The sequence below is a fragment of the Bradyrhizobium sp. CCBAU 45321 genome, from assembly GCF_028128975.1.
In the GTDB taxonomy this organism is placed as follows: domain Bacteria; phylum Pseudomonadota; class Alphaproteobacteria; order Rhizobiales; family Xanthobacteraceae; genus Bradyrhizobium; species Bradyrhizobium yuanmingense.
In genome coordinates this window covers 143,883-168,128 of sequence record NZ_LFKZ01000017.1, presented here as the reverse complement: position 1 = coordinate 168,128, position 24,246 = coordinate 143,883, and the positions used below count along the sequence as shown (strand labels likewise).

Below are 24,246 nucleotides of genomic sequence, written 5' to 3'. Positions count from 1 at the left end.
ATGTTCAGTAATCGTCCTACGTGGATGATGATGCTATTGGCTGGGGCAATAGCCGCCATCGGTCTCCTCACGATCCTTTCGATGGCGCTAGGGCTCTCCTGAGGGGAGTAAACAACCTCGGACGCAACTTTGCCCGCTCGTATGAACTTCTTCGGAAGCCGGTACCGATCGTCTGGCACCCCGAACGACCGGTCGACGATCCACTGCCTTGAAGGGAGCGGACGATAGCAATAGCCCAAGCCCTATGGTGCTGTTGCCGCTCGCAAGCGGCAACATCTGTACAGACAATACCTTAGTGCCGTGCTAGCGTTTCGGCATCACCGCAAGGCCAGTAGCATATATCGGTGACTGAGAGCGGATATACGCTGTATGGCCCACAAAATTCCCGCGAGGCGCATGCTTGAGGTGAGGCTGGACGCTCTTCTCCCGCAGAAGTGGGAGTGGCAGGTTTGGGAAGACGACGCCCTGCTGATGAGCGGCCATGAGACTTCGCGCGAAACGGCCCAGATCGAGGGAAATAGCGCCCTGTTTTACCTACTTCGTACAGCGAATTGACAATTCGAAGCGCCCCGACCGAATTTGGTCGACTCCCTGCCGAATAGGGTGTCTAGTCGCTTCATCACCGCTCGGCCCACGGCTTCTATCGGTGACTGAGAGTATCGTGCTCCCGCCCAACCGGACAGGGAGCAGCGCTATGCAGCCTCGGATTTTAACACTTTCAGAACGGCTTTCCCAATTTGCGCAACGCGGGCGCGATCAGGCCGAAAGACTGCGGCCTGGCAAGGACAGGGACGACTTGCTGCAGAAGGTTCGTCAGGCCGAAGTGGCTATTCACATTAACCAGTGGGTTTCGTCGCCGGGTCTGCGGGCTCCGACATGATGGGACGCCTTCAATCCCGTGCACGCAATCGCGTGAAGAGAATAATCGACTTTCGAACGAGAGTGGCGAACAAGAGCGACTGGGCTATCAACGCCGTCCTGAACCACTTCCGGAGCAAGCTAAATCCAAGCACGCCTCCCATCCAGAAGAACAGGGACAGGCCCCGTCACTAGCCCCAGGGACGAAAGCAGGAGCATCTCGGCTCTCGGTCACGCGATTGAAGCCACGAACTTACGGAAAGGGAGACGGCGATGGAAAGCGGGGCTGGACCTTCTTCGAAGGCTGAGCTGACGATCGTTGAGCGCTTTAAGCGCGCCGCGCTTGACGACATGGATGGTCCCGAAATCCTCAAGGTGCTCAAAGAAATCGAGGACGAGATCAGAAGACGGGGCGTCTGAAGTCCTGAAGAGAGTGAACGTCTGCTTTTGATGTGTAGCTGACCTTGTCGCTTAATCCGGCGACGCCGGCCTTGACCCAAGGCAGACATTCGAGCGCTGTTGGGCCCGTCGAAGCGTGCTGAGCGCATCGATGCCGGCCTGCGCTGTTCGGTTGGCATGTGCCGCGGCTCGACTGACAGCCTCACCGGACAGCGGGAACAATGTCTCGCCGATCTGCTTGGAACGTTGGTACGCCCAATCCGGGATAGACCAGCGAGCTTCCTGGGAGGCGTCTCGATCAGGGAGGAGCCACCAATGGATGACGAACGAAAATCATCAAAGGCGGGGAAACAGGCCGCTGAAGGCTTGCGTGAAGCAACGTCCAAGGAAGAAGCGAAAAACGAGAGCAAGATGGGGCACGATCTGCCTAAGGGGGCCGATCGTTTCGAAGAGCGCTCCAAAAGCTCCGATGGAAAAAGCGCAGAACAGAAACAAAAAGGGTGAAAGCAGCAGACCGTTTCTGCGGGCTCGGTGCAACCTCTCCCGCTCTTGTCCGCCGAAGCCCGCCTTCTGGCGAAGGCGGATGCGGGAGAGGTCGCGCAACGCGCGGGTGAAGGCTTTCGCCTCTGGGGTAGTGTCCCATCGCGGAAACACCCTCTCCCCAGCCCTCTCCCGCAAGCGGGAGAGGGAGTGCAGCTCCATCGTTGCAGCAATGGAGCCTGCTCCCAGCATACGTCAGGAAACGCCGCCGATTCTCTCGGAGACGATCCTGGCCGCGCTGCGCAGCTCCTCGGCGATGGCGCTGGCTTCCGCGGCGGGAATTTGATCCTGCCGCACCAGCGGCACGGTCATCGCGGCCACCGCGCGGCCTGAGGCTTCGATGATCGGGCAGCTATAGGCAAGGATGCGCGTATAGCCGTCATCATTGGAGAAGTTTCCTCCCTCCGCCGAAATGCGGTCGAGCGCGGCAAGCGCCTTCTTGATGCTGATCCGATCATTGGTCGCGATGACCTGCGCCAGCTCTTCGCGCCGGCCCTCGAGCTGAAAGGCCGCCAGAACCTTCGCCGACGCGTATTGCTGCGTCAGCGGAAACACCGCGCCGACCTTGACCGACCAGCCCATCAGCCATTCCGGCTCGATCCGGGCGATCACCATGAACTGCTCGCCGTGCAGCACCGTGAGGTGACAGGACAGCTGCACGCGCGAGGCGAGCTGCTCCATGACCGGCAGCGCCGCCTTCAGCAGCCGCTCGGTCGGCGGGAATTGCGAGGCGATCCGGAACAGTTTGAGCGTCAACGTGTATTCGCCGGTCGCTGGGTCGCGCGCGACATAGCCCCGCCGCTCCAGCGCCACCAGCATCCGGAAGATCTCGCTGACGGAGCGCCCCACGCGTTCGGCGAGCTGCTTCTGGCTGAGCCCGCGCGCCGCGCCCGCCAGCGCCTCCAGGAGGTCCAGCCCTTTCTCCAGGGCGGGCGCGCCCGGCTGCGGCTTTTCAGTCATCCCTAGGCCTTGTTGGAATCAGCGCTCGCGAGCGCACGGAAATGCAATTCCCGTGTAGCCGATTGCTCGCACGGCGAAAAGTCGATCGCCGGCAGGCCTGGCCGAGCTCGACGAGATCATCCACCAGCTCGTAGGATGGGTTGAGCCCTTGCGAAACCCATCGCTGCTCTATCCCCGCTCACCGCAATCGCGGCCGTCCTCCGACTGATCGCCGGCCCAATCGACCGGGTAATTGCCAACGCCCCGTTCACCTTTGGCCAAGCGGCTTTGGGATATCCTTTCATTGTGCGCCAGGCCGCGCGAAAAGGTGGATTTGATCAACTGCCAGCGCATCGCAAAATCGGCATCACCTTCCGGTAGCGTCCACACCGTGTGAAGGTGGTCAGGCAGCACCACGATGGCATCGATCGGGAATGGATGGCGCTGACGCGTTTCGCGAAACGCTCCGCGCAACACCTCGATATGATCTGTCAACAACGCCAGCTCCGCTCCGCCAAATTGACGGTGAAGAAGAAACACCCACCCGGAACGAAGTTACGGCAGTACGCGGTCATGACGTGATCTTATCACGAAACAAGCGCGATGGGTTTCGCAAGGGCTCAACCCATCCTCCGGGCTGTCTGCTGGACATTGGGTCACACCAAAATTGATACAAGCCTTGGCACGGTGGGCATCCGATTATGTTAGTGCTGACTCCGCATAACGGATCAAAAAACTATCCGCGCGCGAGTAACGCGCGGGAAGATCGAATATCGAATGGCAGACAACACACCGGTCGGTTTCAGCTTCATCGGTTGGAAGAAGCGGAAGGTCAAGTTCGTCAGCCCTGCTGGGGTTTTGAAATTTGTGGGGGTCTAGGAGATTTGGGCGGCTTCGGAGGCGTACGGAGATCCTTGATAAGCTTGAGCACGAAATCCAAGACGATCTTCAGTAATTTCGGAGACTGCACACCCACAACAACTGCCAGAGTCGTCCATGCACCAAACTCAGCGGTTGTCTTCACAATCTCCAGAATCGTAGGCAGATCTGTGTAGCTCATTGGACTTCCTCGCCGACCAGCATGGCAGACAAAGGTTGCCTTCCCGTTATCAATTCTAAATTTCCGTTCTTAAACAAAATGAACGACGAAATTTGCTGGTATCAAATTGAAATATCTACAGAAATTCTAATGAATGCTCCAAAAAAACGGCGCCTCCAGTCCTTAACGCTGTTAATACCTAAAAGTTAACGCCGGACGGATTCGATAGCTCGTAGGATGGGTTGAGCTCTTGCGAAACCCATCGCCTCCTGAGCCCGCTCTCCGTCTTCGCGGCTATCATCCAACCACAACTGAAGATGAGTCGCAGTTGGCACTCGGTCGGCCAACTCTCTGGGCCCATCGAGAGACACGTGTGATGGGTTTCGCAAGGGCTCAACCCATCCTACGGGCTGGACCGGTCGCACAGCTTTGCTTTGGCGGGACCTTGAAGCCTTCAATACTAGGGCTTAGAATATCTGTATCGGCCCGGGGATTAGCTCCGCCCGAAAACGAACTTGGACAGGAAAGGTCCTCTTCATATGACGCAACAAATCCCTCCGAACGCCAATGCGATGTTGCTTCGCCAAATCGGTGAAGTGCTGTTTGGCCCGTCTTGGCAAATTCAGCTCGCGAACATCATCAGCGTGTCGGATCGCTCGATGCGCAGGTGGGTATCAGGCGAAGACGCAATTCCGCTCGGGGTCTGGCGGGACATCCACTATCACGCTCAGAGCCAATATCTGACGATCAAATATTTCGATGACGAGATTGTGCGGATATTGGACGAGAATCAGCTTAAGCCGATTGGTAACACCCGGCCGATGCCTGACAGTTGGGGTCTGCATTTCACTTTGGCGACAGCCAGAGGAAGGCCGGTAAGATGCTTCGTCAGGCGCGAAGTGCTCGACGACAGGGTTTCCTATCGGCGAATGAAGGATGTGTTCGACTATTTCGAAACCTACGCGGACGTGTTTTATCGCGTGGCGCAGCGAAAATTCGATGCGCACGAGATCGATGGAAATTTGATTTCGATCAGCAACGACGATGTTGAAGGCGAAGGCCTGCCGGATATTCGCAACGGCTGACACGTAAAGGGAGGCGGCTCAGCCGCTTCCCCCCTTCTTGTCGCTCGGCGCGGGAGCCGTACAACGACAGTCGGACCGTCGAGAAGGAACGCCGGACGGACACCGTCTCCGGTTTCTGCCAGCATCCCAACGCGGTAGATGGGAGATCAGTCTTCTACAAGGGCGGCAGCGGAGTTCGCCACGCCCCGGAATGACGGGGAATGGGAGGCCTCACCCCCTTGAGCCCCACCCCGATTCATGCGACCTCCGCCCCCAGCAAAACCCCTCATCCCTGAGCCCTCGATGCACATTCTCCTGCTCGGTTCCGGCGGCCGCGAACATGCTCTGGCGTGGAAGATCGCGGCCTCTCCCCTGGTCACCAAATTCTGGTGCGCGCCCGGCAATGCCGGCATTGCCAGGGAGTCGGACTGCGTGGCGCTCGATGTCGCCGACCATGCCGCGGTGATCGACTTCTGCAAGGCCAACAAGGTCGAGCTCGTGGTGGTCGGGCCGGAGACGCCGCTGGCGGCCGGCATCGTCGATGATCTCACTTCTGCCGGCATCAAGGCGTTCGGGCCGAGCAAGGTGGCGGCGCAGCTCGAAAGCTCAAAGGGTTTCACCAAGGCGCTGTGCACCGAGTTCGGCATCCCCACGGGCGCCTACAAGCGGTTCACCAACGCCAACGATGCGCGCGCCTATGTGCAGAGCCAGGGCGCGCCGATCGTGGTGAAGGCCGACGGGCTTGCCGCCGGCAAGGGCGTCGTCGTTGCGAAAACCGTGCGCGAGGCCGAGGACGCCATCGCCATGATGTTCGAGGGCGCCTTTGGCGAGGCCGGCGCTGAGGTCGTGATCGAGGAGTTTCTGCCCGGCCGCGAGATCAGCTTCTTCGCCCTGTGCGACGGCGAGACCGCGATTCCGCTGGCCTCCGCCCAGGACCACAAGCGCGTGTTCGACCACGATGTCGGCCCGAACACCGGCGGCATGGGCGCCTATTCGCCGACGCCGCTGGTCACGCCCGCCATCCACGACGCGATCATGGCTAAAATCATCCTGCCGACGGTCGCTGGCATGAAGCAGCGCGGCACGCCGTTCCGCGGCGTGCTCTATGCCGGCATCATGCTGACGACGCAGGGGCCAAAGCTGTTCGAGTTCAACGTGCGCTTCGGCGATCCCGAGTGCCAGGTCTTGATGCTGCGCATGATGAGCGACATCGTGCCGGCGCTGCTCGCCGCCTGCGACGGGGAGCTGAAGCATTTCGATCTGCGCTGGTATCCGGAATCCGCCATCACCGTGGTGATGGCCGCGAAGGGCTATCCCGGCGACTACCAGAAGGGCACGCGCATCCAGGGGCTCGAGGAGGCTGCCAAGGTCGACACCGTCGAGATCTTCCACGCCGGCACGGTTGAGAAGGACGGCGCGATCCTCGCCAATGGCGGCCGCGTGCTCAATGTCTGCGCGCTGGGTGCGACCGTGACGGAAGCGCAGGCGCGCGCCTATCAGGCGGTCGACCGCATCGACTGGCCGGACGGCTTCTGCCGCCGCGACATCGGCTGGCAGGCGGTGGAGGCGGAAAAGGCCAAAAATTAGCGTCGTCATTGCGGACGGCGCGCCAACGCGCCGATCCGGAAATCTCGACATTGGCGTCACCGCGCCGCCACATCTGCACTCCAGAATGTGCAATCAGCAGTTGGGGTTAGTTGCCCCGACGATAATACCGGTACTGTGCATGGGGTTGTTTTCGACACTTTTGTCGAGGCCGGCCCCGGGACCGACCAACAAGGATGCAACAAGATGTCCGATCTCGCCGACCTCTATCCGGGCTTTGCCGCCGAATGGATCGACACCTCGTTCGGCCGCATCTTCGCCCGCGTCGGCGGCAAGGGCCCGCCGCTGCTGCTGCTGCACGGCTTCTCCGAGACCCACGTGATGTGGCACCAGGTGGCGCCTGAGCTGGCGGAAGCCTTCACGCTGATCATCGCCGATCTGCCGGGCTACGGCTGGTCCGACATGCCCGCCAGCGATGCGCTGCACATCCCCTACAGCAAGCGCGCCATGGCGAAAGCCATGGTCGAGGTGATGGAGCGGCTCGGCCACGTGCATTTCGCGCTCGCCGGCCACGACCGCGGCGGCCGCGTGTCGTACCGGCTCGCGCTCGACCATCCGGGCCGGCTGTCGAAGCTCGCCGTGCTCGATATCCTGCCGACCTATAATTACTGGGAGCGGATGAACCGCGCCTACGCGTTGAAGATCTATCACTGGGCCTTCCTGGCGCAGCCTTATCCGCTGCCGGAGACGCTGATCGCAGGCCAAGGCGAGTTCTTCCTGCGCTTCAAGATGGCGAGCCAGACCAGGTCGAAGACGTTGGACGCGATCGATCCGCGCGCGCTCGAGCACTACCTCGCCCCGTTCCGCGATCCCGCCCGCATCCACGCGATGTGCGAGGACTACCGCGCCGGCGCCTATTTCGACTACGACCTCGACAAGGCCGATTTCGAGGCCGGCAAGAAGATCACCATTCCGATGCTGGCGCTGTGGGGCAATGCCGGCATCGCCCAGGCCGCCGCGACGCCGCTCGACACGTGGAAGCAATGGGCCACCAACGTCGACGGCATGCCGGTGGATTCGGGCCACTTCCTCACCGAGGAGAATCCGGATGTGACCGCGAGGGCGCTGCGCGAGTTCTTTGCGGCTTGATCAACCTCGTCATTGCGAGGAGCCCTTGCGACGAAGCAATCCAGACTGCCACCGCGGAAAGAGTCTGGATTGCTTCGCTTCGCTCGCAATGACGGGAGGCACCTACCGTCGCTCCCGAAAGAACTCCTTGAGCAGCCGCGCCGCCTCGCTCTCGCCGACGCCGGAATAGACCTCCGGCGCGTGGTGACAGGTCGGCGAGGCAAAGAACCGCACGCCCGACTCCACCGCGCCCCCCTTGGGATCGGCCGCGCCGTAATAGAGCCGGCGGACCCTTGCAAACGAGATCGCGCCCGCACACATCGTGCAGGGCTCCAGCGTCACGTAGAGGTCGCAGTCGACCAGGCGCTCGCTGCCGATCTTCGCGGCGGCCGCGCGCAGCGCGATGATCTCGGCATGGCCCGTCGGGTCGTGGTCGGTCAGCGTCCGGTTGGCCGCGGTGGCGATCACCTCGTAGTTGCGGACCACCACGCAGCCAACAGGAACTTCGCCCGCTTTTCCGGCATTTTCGGCCGCCAGAAGCGCCAAATCCATGAAAGAAGGGGCTTTCATGCCTCGTATCATCGCCAGAAACCTGCTACTAGCTCCGCCTTCAGCAAGAGTGGATACCGATTTTGCCTGAGCATGCGGCTCGCAGCGAGCGCGCACAATGCTCGCGCCACCCCTTAAGTGAGATTAGTCATGCCTCGCGACAGCGACAAAGACAACGATTCCCGCGGCCGGCGAGGCCCGGCCAAAGGCCGTAGCGGCAAGCCGCGCGGGCCAGAGAAGAAATTCGCCAAGCGCGGCTTCGAGGGCAAGGGTGGGGGTAAGCGTGAGCGCGACAGCCGCCCGCCGCGTGGCGACCGCGACAGCCGTCCATTCCGCCGCCGCGAGGAAGGCGACGCACCGCGCCGCGATTTCAGTGACCGTCCCCGCTTCAAGCGCGACGACCGCGGCAGCGAGGGCCGCGGTGAGCGCAGCTTCAAGCCGCGCGGCGATCGTCCGTCATCTGGCCGCGACGATCGTCCGCCGCGCAGGGATCGCGACGATGCACGCTCGGCCGGCCGCTCCAGCGACAGGAAGTTCGGCGAGAAGAAGCCCTACGCGCCGCGCGGCGACCGCCCGGAGCGCAAATTCGACGGCGAACGGAAATTTTCGCGGGGCGGGCCGGATCGCGGACGCGACCGTGGGGATCGCCAACGCGACCGTGGGGATCGCGGGCCGCGCGAGGATCGTGGCGAACGCAGCTTCAAGCCACGCGGAGACCGCCCGAATTTCGATCGCGGTGATCGCGCACCGCGCGGGGATCGCCCGCGCAAGAGCTTCGACAAGGATTTCGGCGGCCGCGATCGCGGCGACGAGAAGCCCTGGCGTCAGCGCGACGATCGCCGTGAGGGCGGTCGTGGCGATGAACGTCCGCGTTTCTCTCGTTCGCGCGACGACCGCGCATCCGGTGACCGCCCGTTCCGCGAGCGGCCGAAATTCGATCGGCCCCGTGACCGCGACAGCGAACGCGGTGACCGTCCGAAGTTCGATCGGCCGCGCCAGCGCCCCGAAGGCCGCATGGACTGGCAGGAGCATCCGCGCAACGAGGGCCGCTTCCGCGATCGTCCGCGCCGCGAGAATGAGGACGACAGCAGGATCTTCGAGAAGCGTCCCGCCTTCGGCGGCCGCGGCGCCTATCGCGAGCGCGATCGTGATTTCGAGGGCCGGCCGCGCCGCGACGACGCACCGAAGCCGAAGAAGGCCGGCGAGCGCATCGCCAAGGTGCTGGCCCGCGCCGGTCTCGCCTCGCGCCGCGACGCCGAGGAGATGGTCACGCAGGGCCGCGTCACCGTCAACGGAAGGGTGATCAACTCGCCGGCGCTCGACGTCACCAAGAACGACGTCGTCATGGTCGACGGCAAGCCGTTGCCGGAGCGCGAGCGCACGCGGCTGTTCCTCTACCACAAGCCGCGCGGGCTGATGACGACGCATGACGACCCCGAGGGCCGTCCGACCGTGTTCGACAATCTGCCCGAAGGCCTGCCGCGGCTGATCAGCGTCGGCCGGCTCGACTTCAACACCGAGGGCTTGCTGCTGCTCACCAACGATGGCGGCCTCGCGCGCACGCTCGAGCTGCCCGACACCGGCTGGCTGCGCCGCTACCGCGTCCGCGCCCATGGCGATGTCACCCAGGCACAGCTCGACGAGCTCAAGAACGGCATCGAGATCGAGGGCGTCAAGTACGGTCCGATCGAGGCCACGCTGGAGCGCGACCAGGGCGCCAATGTCTGGCTGGTGTTCGCGATTCGCGAAGGCAAGAACCGCGAGGTGCGCAATGTCTGCGCCCATCTCGGCCTCGAGGTGAACCGGCTGATCCGCGTCTCCTACGGCCCGTTCCAGCTCGGCGAGATTCCGGAAGGCCAGGTCGAGGAGATCCGCGCGCGCGTGCTGCGCGAGCAGCTCGGCGACAAGGTGATCGAGAAGTCGGGCGCGCAGTTCGACGCGCCCTCGAAATCATCTTCGCGCGCCGACGACGCAGCGAGCGAGAAGAAGCCCGCCAGCAAGCGCGCGGTGATCAACGACCGCAAGGGTCGCCGCGTGCTGGTGCAGCGCACCGGCAGCGAGGAGGCGCGCGAGCGCAACGAGATGGAGGCGAGCGGCTACGGCCCGCCGCGCCGTCCCAAGCGCGGCTATCACGGCAAGCGCGACCTGACGCCGCGGGACGGCGAGTAGGTCCAAATGGGTAGAACGAGCCTGGCAATGCGCAAGTGGTCGTCATGGCCGGGCTTGACCCGGCCATCCACGTCTTGCTTGCGCCTACGGCTGAAGAACGTGGATGCCCGGGACAAGCCTGGGCATGACGGAGTGGTGTGATGCGCGTCGTCGGCGGTCGTTTGAAGGGGCGCAATCTTGCCTCACCGTCCTCGCGTGACATCCGGCCGACGGCGGACCGGTTGCGCGAGTCCGTGTTCAACATCCTCGTGCACGCCTATGACGATCCGATTCCCGACGCGCGCGTCCTCGATCTCTTCGCCGGCACCGGCGCGCTCGGCATCGAGGCGGCCTCGCGCGGGGCGAAATTCACGCTGTTCGTCGACAACGGCGCGGAGGCGCGGGCGCTGCTGCGCAACAATGTGGAATCGCTCGGCCTCGGCGGGGTGACAAAAGTCTATCGCCGCGATGCGACCGATCTCGGCCCCGCGCATCCCGTCGAGCCGTTCTCGCTGGTGTTCCTCGATCCGCCCTATGGCAAGGGCTTTGCCGAGAAGGCGCTCGCGAGCCTGCGCGACGGCGGCTGGCTCACCCCGGGCGCGCTGCTGGTGGTGGAGGAGGCGAAGGCCGCGCAGTTCGTGACGCCGGAAGGATACGAGGAATTGGAGCGGCGAGCGTATGACGATACGGAGTTCGTGTTTCTGAAAGGGCCGTAGCGCCGCTGCCGTAGGGTGGGCAAAGCGAAGCGTGCCCACCACATTTCTTGCGACTTTGGAAGATGGTGGGCACGGCGCGAAGAGCGCGCCTTTGCCCACCCTACGAGAGCATCGGATCACCTCCGCCCGAACAGCTTCTCCACGTCGCTCAGCTTCAGCTCGACATAGGTCGGCCGGCCGTGATTGCACTGGCCGGAGTTCGGGGTGTCCTCCATCTCGCGGAGCAGGGCGTTCATCTCCTCCGGCCGCAAGCGGCGGCCGGCGCGCACCGAGCCGTGGCAGGCCATGGTCGCCGCGACGTGCATCAGGCGGCGTTCGAGCGGCAGCGCCTCGTCCCATTCGGCCATGTGCTCGGAAAGATCGCGCAACAGGCCGCCGGCATTGGTCTTGCCGAGCAGCGACGGCGTCTCGCGCACCGCGACCGCGCCAGGGCCGAAGGATTCAATGGCAAGGCCGAACGACGCCAGCTCCTCGCTGCGCTCCAGCAGGCGCTCCACCGTCGCCTCGTCCATCTCGACGATCTCAGGGATCAGCAGGATCTGCCGCTGCACGCCGTTGGCAGCGAGCGAGGCCTTCAGCCGCTCGTAGACGATGCGCTCATGCGCGGCGTGCTGGTCGACGATGATCAGGCCGTCGCGGGTCTGCGAGACGATGTAGGTCTCGTGGATCTGCGTGCGCGCCGCCCCGAGCGGGCGGTCGACGAGATCAGCTACCGGCTGCGTCTCGATCCGAACGTCCGCGCTGGGCGCGCCGACGTCGAACGCAGCTTGGGCCCGTTCGGTGAACGCAGGTGCAGCCGAGCCTTCGAACGACGGCATCGGCGCCACCGGGGCGGCTGGCGAGGCGCGCCAGTCCCAGCTTGCCGGACGTGGCGGCATGAAGGCGGGCCGGAACGAGGACAGCGCGCTCTCGCCGCTATTGGCGGCGGTGCGGCGGCCCTCGCGCGCCAGCGCTTCCTTCAAGCCATGCACGATCAGCGCGCGGACGAGGCCGGCATTGCGGAAGCGCACCTCGGTCTTGGCCGGATGCACATTGGCGTCGACCTCGCGCGGATCGAGCGTGACGAACAGCGCCAGCACGGGATGGCGGTCGCGCGGCAGATAGTCGGAATAGGCCGCGCGCACGGCGCCGAGAATGAGCTTGTCGCGCACCGGCCGGCCGTTGACGAAGAGATATTGGCCGAGCGCATTGGCCTTTGTGAGCGCCGGCGCGGCGGCATAGCCGGCGACCACGACCCCCTCGCGCTCGGCATGGACCTCGATGGCGTGGCTGCGGAACTCGGCGCCGAGGATGTCGCCGAGCCGGGTCAGCCGTCCGGCCGCGCCGGGCAGCGCCGCGGTCCAGTTCACCGGTGCGCGCTCCTCGCCGGCGAGCGTGAAGGCGATGTCGGGCCGCGCCATCGCGAGGCGCCGTACCACTTCGCGGATGGCTTCCGCCTCGGTGCGGTCGGTCTTCAGGAACTTGAGCCGCGCCGGCGTCGCATAGAAGAGGTCGCCAACCTCGACGCGCGTGCCATGCGCCAGCGCCGCCGGCATGATCCCGGACTTCTCGCCGCCCTCGACCGACAGCGCCCAGGCGTGCGGCTCGCTCGCGTGTCGCGTGGTGATGGAGAGGCGCGCCACCGAGCCGATCGAGGGCAGGGCCTCGCCGCGAAACCCGAGGGTGCGGATCTGCAGCAGGTCCTCGTCGTCGAGCTTGGAGGTGGCATGGCGCTCGACGGCGAGCGCAAGGTCTTTTGCGGTCATGCCGCTGCCGTCGTCGGTGATGCCGATCCGCCGCCGCCCGCCGCCGTCGGTGAAGACGTCGATGCGGCTCGCGCCGGCGTCGATCGCGTTCTCGACCAGCTCCTTGACCACGCTTGCCGGACGTTCGACCACCTCGCCGGCGGCGATGCGGTTGACGACCTGTTCTGGCAGCTGGCGGACGGGCATGAGACTCACTCGGCGAATATTCTCAAGTCTAATGCCGCGCAGCGACAAATGCATGGGTCAGGTCGAGCTTCCCACACTCGAAATGGGGGACATTTTCGACTCGCGTCGTCCGTCGGGAATGCGTGGCATGTTCCGCGCCGCCGCATATGAGGAGCACAATTCCGCGAAAGCGCCGCGAAAATCCTAAACGATCACCACACGACGCGGCTTGCATCACACCGCACCGTTCGAACTTTCAGCGCGATGAGCCGATCCGGTGCAGGCGAACGGTGCAGAAGGCAGCCGAACGGTTCATCGCGACATTCCAGGAGAAATGGATGAAGTTGGTGAAGACCTCTGCGATCGCATGCGCTCTCGCGGCCCTCGTTGCAACGCCCGTTCTCGCCCAAGGCACCTCGTCTGGGACGAGGCCTGGCGGCACCGTACAAAGCAAGCCCATGCAAGGCGGCGCGTCAGGCAGCGAGGATGAGGATCTCGGTGCACAGCAGGGCGCAGCCGGCGAGAAGGTCGGCATGAAGTCGGGCAAGGGCACGAAGGGGTCCGTCGGAACCACCGGCAGCGCGCCGCGCAAGGGCACCGCCGACGATGCGGCGACCGGCGGTGCTGCGGCCGGCAAGCGCTACTGACGCCAGCTCGCGAACGGCAAACCTCCGGTCGCTCCCGCGACCGGAGGTTTTTCGCATCAATCGTCGAAGCTCCGACCGCGGCCGGCCTTGATGTCGCTGCGGCGTTTCTTGCCCTCGAGCCGTCGCTGCTTGGAGGCGAAGGTCGGCCGCGTCGCGCGGCGAGGCGTCGGCCGGACCATGGCCTCCTTGAGCATCTCGACGAGGCGATCGATGGCATCCTGGCGGTTGCGCTCCTGGGTGCGGAAGCGCTGGGCGTGGATCACGATCACGCCGTCCTTGGTCATGCGCTGGCCGGCAATGCGGGCAAGGCGCAGCGCCGCGTCCTCGGGCAAGGTCAGCTTGCGCGTGTCGAAGCGCAGCTGCGCGGAGGTCGCGACCTTGTTGACGTTCTGCCCGCCCGGGCCGGAGGCGCGGACAAAGCCGATCTCGATGTCGTCCTCGTCGATGACGAGATCGCGGGATATCCGCAGCATGCTGGCACCATTCGTGATGTCAGGACATACCGCGGACATCCGTCGTCAGCAATGGCGCTGCCGTGAAATGCAAATGGCCGGGATGGCCCCGGCCATTCAGGAAACGTCGAGAAAAGAGATCAGTTCGACTTCGGTGTGGCAGCCGCCGGTTGCGCGGCGGCCTGCGGGGCCCGGCCGACGACAACGGTCAGCAGCCCCTGGCCCCAGAGCCGCTTGGCGGCCGCCTTGGCATCGTCCAGCGTCACGGCGTCGACGATGGCGTTGCGCTTCTCGATATAGTCGATCGGCAGCTTGTCCTGCTGATATTGCAGCAGCGCCTGTGCCAGCTTGGACGAGGTGTCGAGCGCCAGCATCTGCGAGCCCTTGAGGTAGGACTTGGCCTCATCGAGCTCCTTCTGCGTCGGACCCTCCTCGGCGATGCGGCGCACCTCCTGTTCGATGGCCTCGATGGTGTCGCCGGCACGGTCTGCGCGGGTGCCGGTGTTGCCGATGAAGATCGCCGAGTGCTGCATCCAGAGCAGCGACTCGTACACCGAATAGGCCAGCCCGCGCTTTTCGCGCACCTCGCGATAGAGCCGGGATGACAAGCCGCCGCCGCCGAGGATGTGATTGACCACATAGGCCGCCATGAAGCTGGGGTCACTCCGCTTCACGCCGGGTCCGCCGAAGGTGATCACCGTCTGCGGCACGTCGAGGGTCACGAAGGCGCGTTGCGGCGGCTTTGCAGCCTCGACGTCGGGGACTGGCGTCAGATTAGCCTTGGCCGGGAGGCTTCCAAAGGTGTGGTCGAGCAGCTTTCCGAGCGTAGCCGGATCGACGTCGCCGACGACCGCAATCTTGAGGCCATCCCTGGCGAGGACACGGCCGACATAATTCCTCAGGTCGGCAATTGTGATGGTCGGCACGCTGTCGAGGTTGCCGTTGCTCTGCCGGCTGTAGGGGTGATCGCCGAACGCGAGCTCCAGAAACTTGCGGCTCGCCAGCGAGGTCGGATTGGTGGTCTCGCGGCGCAGGCCCGAGATGACCTGCGAGCGGATGCGTTCGACGTCGGCCGCGTCGAAATGCGGCGAGGTCAGCGCCATCCTAAGCAGGTCGAAGGCCTCGTCCTTGTTGTCGCGCAGCATGCGCAGGCTGCCGCGGAGGGTGTCGCGGGTGGCGTTGAAGGACAGCTCGATGGCGCGGCGGTCGAGCCGTTCATGGAACGTCTTGGAATCGAGATCGCCTGAGCCTTCGTCGAGGAGAGAGCCGACCAGATTGGCAACGCCCGGCTTGTCCTTTGGGTCCTCCGCCGAGCCTCCGGCGAAGGAATATTCCATCGCAATCAGCGGCACGGTTGCGTCCTGCACGAACCAGGCTTCGATGCCGCCCGGCGAGATCAGGTGCTGGATCTTTGCGGCGGCCTGCGACGGCGAGGCGGCAGAGAACGCGAGGACCGCGCCGGCGGCAACGGAAAATGCAACGCGTCGAAGGAAGGAATAGGTCACGATCGCTTCTCCTCGCGCTTGGCGGTTGCAGTGTCCTTGATCAGGTAGCCCGTCACCGAGCGCTTCTTCTCGAGCCATTTCTGCGCAACGGCGCGAACCTGCTCGGCGGTGACGGCGCGGATGCGATCGGGCCAGCTCCTGATGTCCTCGATCGACAGGCCGGTGGTCAGCGCGCCGCCGTACCAGCGCGCCAGCACAGCCTGGTTGTCCTGGGCGTAGATCGCTTCGGCAATGAGCTGGGTTTTGACCCGCTCCAAATCCTCGGCGCGGATCGGGTTCTGTGCGACGTTGGCAAGGACCCCGTCGACCGCCTGCTCGAGCTCTGAAAAACTGACGCCGGGTTTCGGTGCAGCCGAGATCGCGAATTGGGTCGGGTCGAGCGAGATGCTCGAATAGCTGGCGCTGGCGGAGACCGCGAGCGGCTTGTCGACCACGAGGGCACGGTAGAGATAGGAATTGCTGCCGCTGCCGATCAGCTGCGCCAGCACATCGAGGGCCGCGCTCTCGCCGGCCGCGGCCGTGGTCGCGGAGGGCACGAGATAATAGCGCCGCATGTTCGGCTGCTCGACGCGCGGGTCGGCCAGCGTGACGGTGCGCGGGGCGGCGGGCTCCGGCTCCTGCGGACGAACGCGCCGCGCCGGGATCGCGGGCTGCGCGGGGATCGAGCCGAAATTGCGCTCGACCAGCGGGCGGATTTCGGCGGCGTCGACGTCGCCGGCGATCACCAGGATCGCGTTGTTCGGCGCATAGAAGCGGCGATAGAAGGCAAGCGCATCCTCGCGATCGAGCTTCTCGATCTCCTGATGCCAGCCGATCACCGGCCGCCCGTAGGGATGGTTGAGATAGAGCGCGGCCATGATCTGCTCGTTCAACCGCGCATCCGGATTGTTGGCGACGCGCATGTTGTACTCTTCGAGCACGACGTCGCGCTCGGGCAGCACGTTCTCGTCCTTGAGGACGAGGCCCGTCATGCGGTCGGCCTCGAACTCCATCATGGTCGGCAGCTGCTCTTTCGGCACGCGCTGATAGTAGTTGGTGTAGTCGACCGAGGTCGAAGCGTTCTCGTTGCCGCCGACACGCAGCACGGTCTGGGAGAATTCGCCTGCCGGATGCTTCGCGGTGCCCTTGAACATCAGGTGCTCGAGGAAGTGCGCGAGGCCGGACTTGCCGGGCGTCTCATCGGCCGAGCCGACCTTGTACCAGATCATCTCGGTGACGACGGGGGTGCGGCGGTCCGGGATCACCACGACCTGCATGCCGTTGGCGAGCGTGAAGCTGGCGGGCGGAGCCGATGTCACCGTGGTCTGGGCAAGGGCGGCGCCGGCCGAAAGGACACTCGTCGAAAGCAGCGCGGCAAGGAGGCAGGCAGCCGATCGGTAAGAGGACATCATGATCCCTGGTTGTGAGGTGCCGAGCCCGGATCTCCGGCTCGGAGGGCACGGCAGGCTACACCGTGCGGCTGAGGCTTCGCGTCACGAAGCAGAGAACTCAACGCTTAGGCAAGTTACTGATAAGCAATTTTGAACGAGGTGGGCGGACATGCACCGCCGACCCTCGCATCGCGTGGGTCAGAATGTCGCGACAGGACAGGAACGCTATTGTTCCTTCTCCTTGCCGGATCGGACGTCGAAATAGGTCCGCTTCGAATTATCCGGGCCGGCGCCGTAGGCGTAGTTCGGCGACGGCGTCTGATATCCCGGCGGCGGCTCCACCAGCGATTGGCGTGGCGGTTCCGACGTAAATTGCTTGGACTCGGGCCCGTTCCCTTTGAACAGTTTCCACAGCCCGCCGGTATATCCGAGTTCGGCAGGGCTCATCGTCGGATTGGCCACGTTGGTGCCCGGCTGGACCGGATCATTGCCGGTCTTTTCGGCGGCGGCCGTCCTATGGGCGTTCAACTCGGCGGGCGACAGCGGCTGGGCGTTCTTCCAGTACTCCGTTGCCTTGTTACCGGACTTCTTCCGCTGGGCGATGGCTTCCTTGCGGCGCTTCTCGTCGGGGTCCTTCGGCCAGTTTGGCGCAGCCGCAGCCTCGGCTGCGGCAGGCGGCGGCAGGTCGAGCTTGGGCGGCACGACCAGCGGCGAACGCTCGCGGTATTCGATGCCGGGTTTTTCCATGCTCTTGGCGCCAAGGCCGGTCATCAGATTGTCGATGAGCTTCTCTTCGAAGGTCATGTCGTCGTCGTCATCGTCGGCCGCACGGGCGGCACCGGTCGACATGACGAGGCCGATGCCGAGCGCGACGGCGGACAATCTCAGTGCCCGCCAGGCCCCCGATTGGGAGCCTCGAACCATCGAACCGCTGGTCTTCGAGCTGCGCATTACCGTACCTGTTTCATATTGTAGCAGATTGCCGCTCGCACGCGGCTCTAACCCTTGCAAAAGCCGGGTTCCACCTGCCGGTCCGTATCGGCCGGGATCAGGGCGCTTTTGCGGCGGGTACCCCCAGGAAGGAATCATACAATAGCGCTGCCACCCCAGCAACGATGGCCACGTCCGCGAGGTTAAACACATACCAATTATAGGTATTTCCGGCGATTTCGATGTGGAACAGGGCGAAATCCACCACCGCGCCATAGGCCAGGCGGTCGATGCCGTTGCCGATGGCGCCGCCGATGATCAGGCCGAGCGCGACGGTCGCGAGCATGGTGTGCGAGCGGGCCATCCAGATCGCCAGCGCAACCACCGCGATCACTTTGACGGCCATCAGCGCGAGCTGCGCGGCCTGGCTGTCGTTCTGGAGCCAGCCGAAGCTGATGCCGATATTCCAGGCCAGCACCAGGTCGAAGAACGGCGTCACCCGCACCGCGCCGCGACGGGCGAGGTCGAACACGTTCAACAGCCAGAGCTTCGAGGCCTGGTCGGCCACGAGCGTGACCATGGCCGCGAGGATGCCGGCGCGGAGCGGGGTCATGGCCGACCGATCAGACGATCACCCCCAGCGCCTTCCACTCGCGCAGTGCCTTGGCATCGCGCGGGGTGACGTCGGGGTATTCAGGGTCCTCGCCGACCATCGGCGAGATCTTCCAGGAGCGGGCGCATTTGGTGCCGATCGCCTTCTCCACCACGACCGAGACGCCGGGGACGGCATCGAGGCGGAACGCCGAGGCCGGCGCCTCGCCCTCCCGCACCTCGTAGTTCGAGGTGATGCAGACTTCAGCCAGATCGATGTCGAACAAGGTCGCCAGCATGCCGCGATCGGCGACATAGATCACCGGCGATGCCTCGAGCGAGGAGCCGATGTTCTTGGCGGCGCGTTCCAGCTCGAGTGCGCCGGTGACGACGCGACGCACGTTGCGGATCGTCTCCCATTTCGCGGCGAGCTTATCGTCGCGCAAGGCTTCGAGATCGGTCGGGAACAGCGTCAGGTGCACGGACGGTTCGGCGTCGGGCCGGTACATGCGCCACGCCTCTTCCGCAGTGAAGCTGAGGATCGGGGCCAGCCATTTCAGGATCGAAGCGCACAACAGGTCGATGGTCGTCAGCGCCGCCTTGCGCGTCAGTGACGAGGGCGGATCGCAATACAGCGTATCCTTGCGGATGTCGAAGTAGAATGCGGAGAGCTCGCTGTTAAGGAAGGCCGACAGGATCGCGATCACGGTCTTGTAGTCGAACTCCCGATAGGCCTTGCCGATCGCAGCGGCGCGACCTGAGAGCTCGTGCAGCATCAAACGCTCGAGCTCGGGCATCTCGGCCGGCGCCACTGCATCGGCCGGATTGTAGTGGTGCAGCGTCCCCAGCATCCAGCGCACCGTGTTGCGCAGCTTGCGGTAGGTCTCGACGGTGTTCTTCAGGATCTCGGGGCCGATGCGTTGGTCGTCGGTGTAGTCGCAGGACGCCACCCAGAGCCTTAAGATGTCGGCGCCGGATTCCTTGATGACGGCCTGCGGCTCGATCGTGTTTCCGAGCGACTTCGACATCTTGCGGCCGTCCTCGGCCTGGGTGAAGCCGTGGGTCAGCACGATGTCATAGGGCGCGCGGCCGCGCGTGCCGCAGCTTTCCAGCAGCGAGGAATGGAACCAGCCGCGATGCTGGTCCGAGCCTTCCAGATACATCACCGTGTCGGCGCCACCGTCGACCTTGCGCTTGATGCCGGCGAGCCCGGGAAACTGCACGGGATCTTCGAGCACGAAAGCGTGGGTCGAGCCGGAATCGAACCAGACGTCGAGAATGTCGTCGACCTTCTGCCAGTCTTCGTTCGCGCGGGGCCCGAGGAAGCGCTCGCGCGCGCCGGTCGCGTACCAGGCGTCGGCGCCTTCCTTCTCGAAGGCTTCGCCGATGCGCGCATTGACGGCCTCGTCCTGGAGGATCTCGGCGGAGCCGTCGCCCTTCTCGCGCACGAAAACGGCGATCGGCACGCCCCAGGCGCGCTGGCGCGAGATCACCCAGTCCGGGCGCGCCTCGATCATACCGTTGATGCGGTTTTCGCCCGATGGCGGCACCCATTGCGTCACTGAGATCGCGTGCAGCGCGCGGGCGCGCAGCGTGTCGCCGGCCTTGGTCTTGCCAGCCGTCGCGATATCCTTGTCCATCGCGATGAACCATTGCGGCGTGTTGCGGAAGATCACCGGCTTCTTGGAGCGCCAGGAATGCGGATATTGGTGCTTGAGCCGGCCGCGGGCGAGCAGCATGCCTTTCTCGACGAGCGCCTTGATCACGGCCTCGTTGGCATCGCCCTTCTCGCCCTTGTCGGTGATGACGCGCTTGCCGGCAAAGCCCGGCGCATGATCGGTGTAGGCGCCGTTCTCGTCGACAGTGTAGGGGATGGCGGTGTTGATGCCGCGCGCGTCGAGATCGCGCGCCTCTGCCATCCAGACATCGAAGTCCTCGCGGCCGTGGCCGGGCGCCGTGTGCACGAAGCCGGTGCCGGTGTCGTCGGTGACATGGTCGCCAGGCAGCAGCGGCACGATGAAGTCGTAGCCACCGCCGATGCCCTTGAGCGGATGGGCACACTCGATCGCGTCCATGGTGTCGCCGGGGACGTCGCGGACCTTCTCATAAGCCGTCACGCGCGCCTGCTTGAAGACGTCTTGCGCGAGCGCATCGGCGAGGATGAGGAGGTCGCCATTTCTGGCCCAATTGTCGGCGGGGGCGTCCGTCACCTTGTAGAGGCCATAAGCGATCTTCGGCGAGAACGAGATGGCGCGGTTGCCCGGCAGCGTCCAGGGTGTGGTGGTCCAGATCACGACGCTCGCCGAGGCGAGCGCACCGTGCGCGGGCGAGGTCACCGGGAATTTCACCCAGACCGTATCGGACGTGTGGTCCTCGTATTCCACCTCGGCTTCGGCCAGCGCGGTCTTCTCGACCACGCTCCACATCACCGGCTTGGAGCCGCGATAGAGCGTGCCGTTGGCGGCGAACTTCATCAGCTCGCGCGCGATCTGGGCTTCGGCCGGATAGCTCATGGTGGCGTAGGGATGGTCCCAATCGCCGATCACGCCAAGGCGCTTGAACTCCTCGCGCTGCACGCCGAGCCAGTGCGTGGCATAGGCGCGGCACTCCTTGCGGAAATCGATCATCGCGGCGCTGTCGCGGAAGTCGGGCTTTTGCTTGCCCTTCTTGCGATAGTGCTCCTCCTCGACCTTCCACTCGATCGGCAGGCCGTGGCAGTCCCAGCCCGGCACGTAGTTGGAATCGAAGCCGAGCATCTGCTGGCTCTTGGTGACGAGGTCCTTCAGGATCTTGTTCAGCGCCGTGCCGATATGGATGTTGCCGTTGGCGTAGGGCGGACCGTCATGCAGCACGAACTTGGCGCGCCCCTTCGCATTCTGGCGCAGCTTCTCGTAGAGGCCGATCTCGTACCAGCGCTTGAGGATCTCCGGCTCGCGCTGTGGCAGGCCGGCGCGCATCGGGAATTCGGTCTGCGGCAGGAACAGGGTCTTCGAATAGTCCTTGGCTTCAGACTTTTGGGACTTTTGCGGCTTTTCGGACATGAGGCTGACTGGCTCGGAAGGGCGCGGGAACGGATGGCGATGCGGAATCGCGGGTGAAACGACGAAATCCCGGTCTTGCGCCGAGCCCTCAGGCTCAGGCGGAAGCCGGGCCGCTAATCCCTATGATGCGCCGCGCAAACATGGGCTCTCCATAGCAGGGGGGCGGAGGAAGCGCAAAGGTCCGGGTGGCCCGGTTTCGCCTCTCAATCGATCACGCCCAGGCGCGGAAACGCGTCCGGGGCGGCGGCGAGCATGGCGCGGGCGCGGGCGGAATCGTCGTCCATCTGGCGGATCAGGGCCTCCAGACCATCGAATTTCAGCTCCTCGCGGATGAAGCCGATGAAGGCGCAGTCGAGCGCCTGCCCGTAGAGGTCGCCCTTGAAGTCGAACAGGAAGATTTCGAGCAGCGGGGCGCCATTGTCGAAGGTCGGGCGGCGGCCGAAGCTGGCCACGCCATCCAGACGCTCGGTGCCGCGCCCGACCCGGACCGCGTAGATGCCGTGCTTGAGGCCGCAATTGGCGTCCAGGCGGATGTTGGCGGTGGGATAGCCGAGGTCGCGGCCGCGCTTTTCGCCGTGGATGACCTCGCCGGTGATGAACCAGGGCGCGCCCAGCATGGTCGTGGCCTCGTCGAGCTGGCCCTCGGCGAGGGCGATCCGGATCGCGCTGGAGGAGACCGGCCGCTCGTCGATGTCGACATGCGGCTGGACGTCGACCTCGATGCCGAGCCGGGGCGCCTCGTTGACCAGGAGGCCGGGCGAGCCGACCCGTCCCTTGCCGAAATGGAAGTCGTAGCCGACCGCGATGCCGCTGACGCCGAGACGCCCGATCAGGTCATGGTGAATGAAATCTTGCGCGCTGGTTCCGGCACGGGCCTTGTCGAAGGTCATGACCACGGCGCCGGCAAGCCCGGTACCAGCCAGAAGCCGCAGCTTGGCCCGCTCGTCCGTCAGGCGGAATTGCGGGGTGTTGGGGCTGAAGAACCGTCGCGGATGCGGCTCGAAGGTCAAGGCCAGCGCAGGCCGGCCATGCGCCCTGCCCATCTCCAGGGCAGCCGCGATGACGGCGCGATGGCCGAGATGCACGCCGTCGAAATTGCCCATGGCAACGACGGCGCCCCTCGGAATCGCGGAATCCGGCGTTGTGTCGCGGATGACGGTAAAAGGCGGAGCCATCAGGGGAATTCTCGAACCGGGCAGGACCGGCCCGGACCGTGGCGCGACCGGCCCTGCGAAGTCAAGCGGCGGGGCGGGCAGACATTGAACACGATTTCAAGCCTTCGGAGCTGACCGCAGTTAACGCGCTGTTTAAGGCCTTGGTGCTAGTCCTTGAGGCGTGGAACTGCCGGGCGCCGGCCTGGCAGGTCCGATCGTAATATTCCTGGGTTTGCGTTGGGGGAGTCGAGATGGCGGTTGATTTGTCGATGCCGGTTCTGGTGGTGGATGACTACAGCACCATGATCCGTATCATCCGGAATCTGCTGAAGCAGCTTGGCTTCGAGAACATCGATGATGCCAGCGACGGTTCGGCAGCGCTGAACAAGATGCGCGGCAAGAAGTACGGGCTCGTGATCTCCGACTGGAACATGGAGCCGATGACGGGCTACGACCTCCTGCGCGAAGTCCGCGCGGATCCGAACCTCGCCACCACGCCCTTCATCATGATCACCGCGGAATCGAAGACCGAGAACGTGATCGCGGCCAAGAAGGCCGGCGTGAACAATTACATCGTCAAGCCGTTCAATGCGGCGACGCTGAAGACCAAGATCGAGGCGGTCTTCCCGGACATGGCGAGCGCGTAAGGGCGCTCTTCGCCGGACAACAATTTTCCGTTTGGAACGTCATGCCCGGGCTTGTCCCGGGCATCCACGTTCTTGGATGCAAAAAAAGGAAGACGTGGATGGCCGGGTCATAGGCGAGCGCAAGCGACGCCGTCCTTCGGACGGCTATGCCCGGCCATGACGGCGTCTGAGGCTTGCCTCTAAGCCCATTGCAGCTGCGCGCGCTCCGCCGTCACCACTTCAATTCGCGCATCAGCGCCTTCGGCGGGTGGCCGAACAGCTCCATCACCGAATTGGGGTCGAGCTGGTCGAGGCCCTCGAACTCCTCGGCATGGATGCCGCGGGTGACGAACAGGCAGTCGATGCCGAATTCGCGGGCGCCGGTTAAGTCGGTGCGGACGGAATCGCCGATCGCCAGCACCTTTTTCCGGTCGATCTGGTAGCCTTGGCGTTCGCCGGCGAGCGCCATGGCGCGTTCGTAGATCGGCCGGTGCGGCTTGCCGTAGAAGATCACCTCGCCGCCGAGCTCGCGGTAGAGCTCGGCGATGGCGCCGGCGCAGTAGATCAACCGGTCGCCGCGTTCCACCACGATGTCGGGGTTGGCGCAGACCAGCGTCAGCTTGCGCTCGCGCGCCTGCAGCATCATGCCGCGATAGTCTTCCGCCGTCTCGGTCTCGTCGTCGTAGAGGCCGGTGCAGACGATGTAGTCGGCTTGCTCCAGCGGCGCGGTGACCGCATCGAGGCCGCGATAGATCGAGTTGTCGCGCTCGGGGCCGAGCCAGAACATCTTGCGGCCGGGATGCTCGGCGACGTAGAGCCGGGTCAGGTCGCCCGAAGATACGATCGCGTCATAGGTCTCATCGGGGACGCCGAGCTTGCGCAATTGCCGCTGCACGGAGTCGGCCGGGCGCGGTGCATTGGTGATCAGGATTACCGTACCGCCGCGGCTGCGATAGGTGTGCAGCGCCTCGCACGCCTCGGGGAAGGATTCCAGCCCGTTATGGACCACGCCCCAGATATCGCTGAGCACGACCTCCACACCGCCCACGAGCTCGCGCAGGCCTCCGGCAAAATGCAGCGCGGTCATGACGTGCG

At 64.6% G+C, this 24,246-nt stretch carries 22 protein-coding genes; 9 read left to right on the top strand and 13 right to left on the bottom strand.

The window, feature by feature from the left end; translation table 11 throughout:
* The first annotated feature begins 1,131 nt into the window (after positions 1 to 1,131).
* Both ACM43_RS06745 and ACM43_RS06740 read left to right on the top strand, forming a co-directional pair.
* Positions 1,132 to 1,278 (top strand): hypothetical protein, encoded by a 147-nt coding sequence (locus ACM43_RS06745; RefSeq protein WP_271539103.1) that lies wholly within the window; start codon positions 1,132 to 1,134, stop codon positions 1,276 to 1,278.
* 294 nt (positions 1,279 to 1,572) lie between these two features.
* Complete coding sequence (locus ACM43_RS06740) at positions 1,573 to 1,761, top strand: hypothetical protein (protein WP_128264838.1); 189 nt, start codon at positions 1,573 to 1,575, stop codon at positions 1,759 to 1,761.
* A 231-nt stretch (positions 1,762 to 1,992) separates the two neighbouring features.
* Here the strand turns inward: ACM43_RS06740 and ACM43_RS06735 are convergent, their stop codons facing one another.
* The 3 genes from ACM43_RS06735 to ACM43_RS06725 form a co-directional block, all read right to left on the bottom strand.
* A complete protein-coding gene (locus ACM43_RS06735) occupies positions 1,993 to 2,757 on the bottom strand; it encodes an IclR family transcriptional regulator (RefSeq protein WP_271539100.1) in 765 nt (254 codons plus the stop codon).
* Between the two features lie 168 nt (positions 2,758 to 2,925).
* Positions 2,926 to 3,231: an REP-associated tyrosine transposase gene (locus tag ACM43_RS06730; RefSeq protein WP_271539098.1), complete on the bottom strand. Its 306-nt coding sequence runs from the start codon at positions 3,229 to 3,231 to the stop codon at positions 2,926 to 2,928.
* Positions 3,232 to 3,577: 346 nt separating this feature from the next.
* Entirely contained in the window at positions 3,578 to 3,796 is a 219-nt protein-coding gene (locus ACM43_RS06725) for a hypothetical protein (protein ID WP_271539096.1), read from the bottom strand.
* Between the two features lie 518 nt (positions 3,797 to 4,314).
* On the opposite strand from ACM43_RS06725, the gene ACM43_RS06720 reads away from it, so the two are divergent.
* The 3 genes from ACM43_RS06720 to ACM43_RS06710 all read left to right on the top strand — a co-directional run bounded on the left by ACM43_RS06720 (position 4,315) and on the right by ACM43_RS06710 (position 7,533).
* Positions 4,315 to 4,860, top strand: coding sequence for a hypothetical protein (locus ACM43_RS06720; RefSeq protein ID WP_271539094.1), 546 nt, complete (start codon positions 4,315 to 4,317; stop codon positions 4,858 to 4,860).
* A gap of 282 nt (positions 4,861 to 5,142) precedes the next feature.
* Positions 5,143 to 6,426, top strand: a complete 1,284-nt coding sequence (gene purD, locus ACM43_RS06715) for a phosphoribosylamine--glycine ligase (protein WP_271539092.1) — start codon at positions 5,143 to 5,145, stop codon at positions 6,424 to 6,426.
* 204 nt (positions 6,427 to 6,630) lie between these two features.
* Entirely contained in the window at positions 6,631 to 7,533 is a 903-nt protein-coding gene (locus ACM43_RS06710; protein WP_271539090.1) for an alpha/beta fold hydrolase, read from the top strand.
* A 102-nt stretch (positions 7,534 to 7,635) separates the two neighbouring features.
* Here ACM43_RS06710 and ACM43_RS06705 read toward each other — a convergent pair whose 3' ends face one another.
* The gene (locus tag ACM43_RS06705; RefSeq protein WP_271539088.1) at positions 7,636 to 8,094 is read right to left on the bottom strand and encodes a nucleoside deaminase; all 459 of its coding nucleotides are present in this window, start codon (positions 8,092 to 8,094) and stop codon (positions 7,636 to 7,638) included.
* A gap of 117 nt (positions 8,095 to 8,211) precedes the next feature.
* Here ACM43_RS06705 and ACM43_RS06700 point away from each other — a divergent pair, with 117 nt between their 5' ends.
* A complete protein-coding gene (locus ACM43_RS06700) occupies positions 8,212 to 10,230 on the top strand; it encodes a pseudouridine synthase (protein WP_271539086.1) in 2,019 nt (672 codons plus the stop codon).
* A 140-nt stretch (positions 10,231 to 10,370) separates the two neighbouring features.
* Positions 10,371 to 10,925 (top strand): 16S rRNA (guanine(966)-N(2))-methyltransferase RsmD, encoded by a 555-nt coding sequence (gene rsmD, locus ACM43_RS06695; RefSeq protein ID WP_271539084.1) that lies wholly within the window; start codon positions 10,371 to 10,373, stop codon positions 10,923 to 10,925.
* Positions 10,926 to 11,041: 116 nt separating this feature from the next.
* Here rsmD and mutL read toward each other — a convergent pair whose 3' ends face one another.
* Positions 11,042 to 12,856, bottom strand: coding sequence for a DNA mismatch repair endonuclease MutL (gene mutL / locus ACM43_RS06690; RefSeq protein WP_271539082.1), 1,815 nt, complete (start codon positions 12,854 to 12,856; stop codon positions 11,042 to 11,044).
* Positions 12,857 to 13,173: 317 nt separating this feature from the next.
* On the opposite strand from mutL, the gene ACM43_RS06685 reads away from it, so the two are divergent.
* Entirely contained in the window at positions 13,174 to 13,482 is a 309-nt protein-coding gene (locus ACM43_RS06685) for a hypothetical protein (protein WP_157286510.1), read from the top strand.
* Between the two features lie 56 nt (positions 13,483 to 13,538).
* Here ACM43_RS06685 and arfB read toward each other — a convergent pair whose 3' ends face one another.
* From arfB to ACM43_RS06650, 7 genes are all read right to left on the bottom strand, one after another.
* Positions 13,539 to 13,955 carry an alternative ribosome rescue aminoacyl-tRNA hydrolase ArfB gene (gene arfB, locus ACM43_RS06680; RefSeq protein WP_036009333.1) on the bottom strand — a complete coding sequence of 139 codons (417 nt, stop codon included), beginning with the start codon at positions 13,953 to 13,955 and terminating at the stop codon, positions 13,539 to 13,541.
* Between the two features lie 119 nt (positions 13,956 to 14,074).
* Positions 14,075 to 15,439 carry a M16 family metallopeptidase gene (locus ACM43_RS06675; RefSeq protein ID WP_271539078.1) on the bottom strand — a complete coding sequence of 455 codons (1,365 nt, stop codon included), beginning with the start codon at positions 15,437 to 15,439 and terminating at the stop codon, positions 14,075 to 14,077.
* Positions 15,436 to 16,830 carry a M16 family metallopeptidase gene (locus tag ACM43_RS06670; protein ID WP_439098845.1) on the bottom strand — a complete coding sequence of 465 codons (1,395 nt, stop codon included), beginning with the start codon at positions 16,828 to 16,830 and terminating at the stop codon, positions 15,436 to 15,438. Before ACM43_RS06670 ends, ACM43_RS06675 begins: the two co-directional genes overlap by 4 nt.
* A gap of 204 nt (positions 16,831 to 17,034) precedes the next feature.
* On the bottom strand, positions 17,035 to 17,760 hold the full coding sequence (locus ACM43_RS06665) for a hypothetical protein (protein WP_271539816.1): 726 nt from the start codon (positions 17,758 to 17,760) through the stop codon (positions 17,035 to 17,037).
* Positions 17,761 to 17,857: 97 nt separating this feature from the next.
* Positions 17,858 to 18,352 (bottom strand): signal peptidase II, encoded by a 495-nt coding sequence (lspA, locus tag ACM43_RS06660; RefSeq protein ID WP_036027098.1) that lies wholly within the window; start codon positions 18,350 to 18,352, stop codon positions 17,858 to 17,860.
* A gap of 10 nt (positions 18,353 to 18,362) precedes the next feature.
* Complete coding sequence (gene ileS, locus ACM43_RS06655; protein WP_271539075.1) at positions 18,363 to 21,371, bottom strand: isoleucine--tRNA ligase; 3,009 nt, start codon at positions 21,369 to 21,371, stop codon at positions 18,363 to 18,365.
* A 203-nt stretch (positions 21,372 to 21,574) separates the two neighbouring features.
* Entirely contained in the window at positions 21,575 to 22,546 is a 972-nt protein-coding gene (locus ACM43_RS06650; protein WP_271539073.1) for a bifunctional riboflavin kinase/FAD synthetase, read from the bottom strand.
* A 230-nt stretch (positions 22,547 to 22,776) separates the two neighbouring features.
* Here ACM43_RS06650 and ACM43_RS06645 point away from each other — a divergent pair, with 230 nt between their 5' ends.
* Positions 22,777 to 23,172, top strand: a complete 396-nt coding sequence (locus ACM43_RS06645) for a response regulator (RefSeq protein WP_008567674.1) — start codon at positions 22,777 to 22,779, stop codon at positions 23,170 to 23,172.
* 211 nt (positions 23,173 to 23,383) lie between these two features.
* Here the strand turns inward: ACM43_RS06645 and ACM43_RS06640 are convergent, their stop codons facing one another.
* Entirely contained in the window at positions 23,384 to 24,238 is an 855-nt protein-coding gene (locus ACM43_RS06640) for a TIGR01459 family HAD-type hydrolase (protein ID WP_271539071.1), read from the bottom strand.
* Positions 24,239 to 24,246 lie beyond the last annotated feature (8 nt).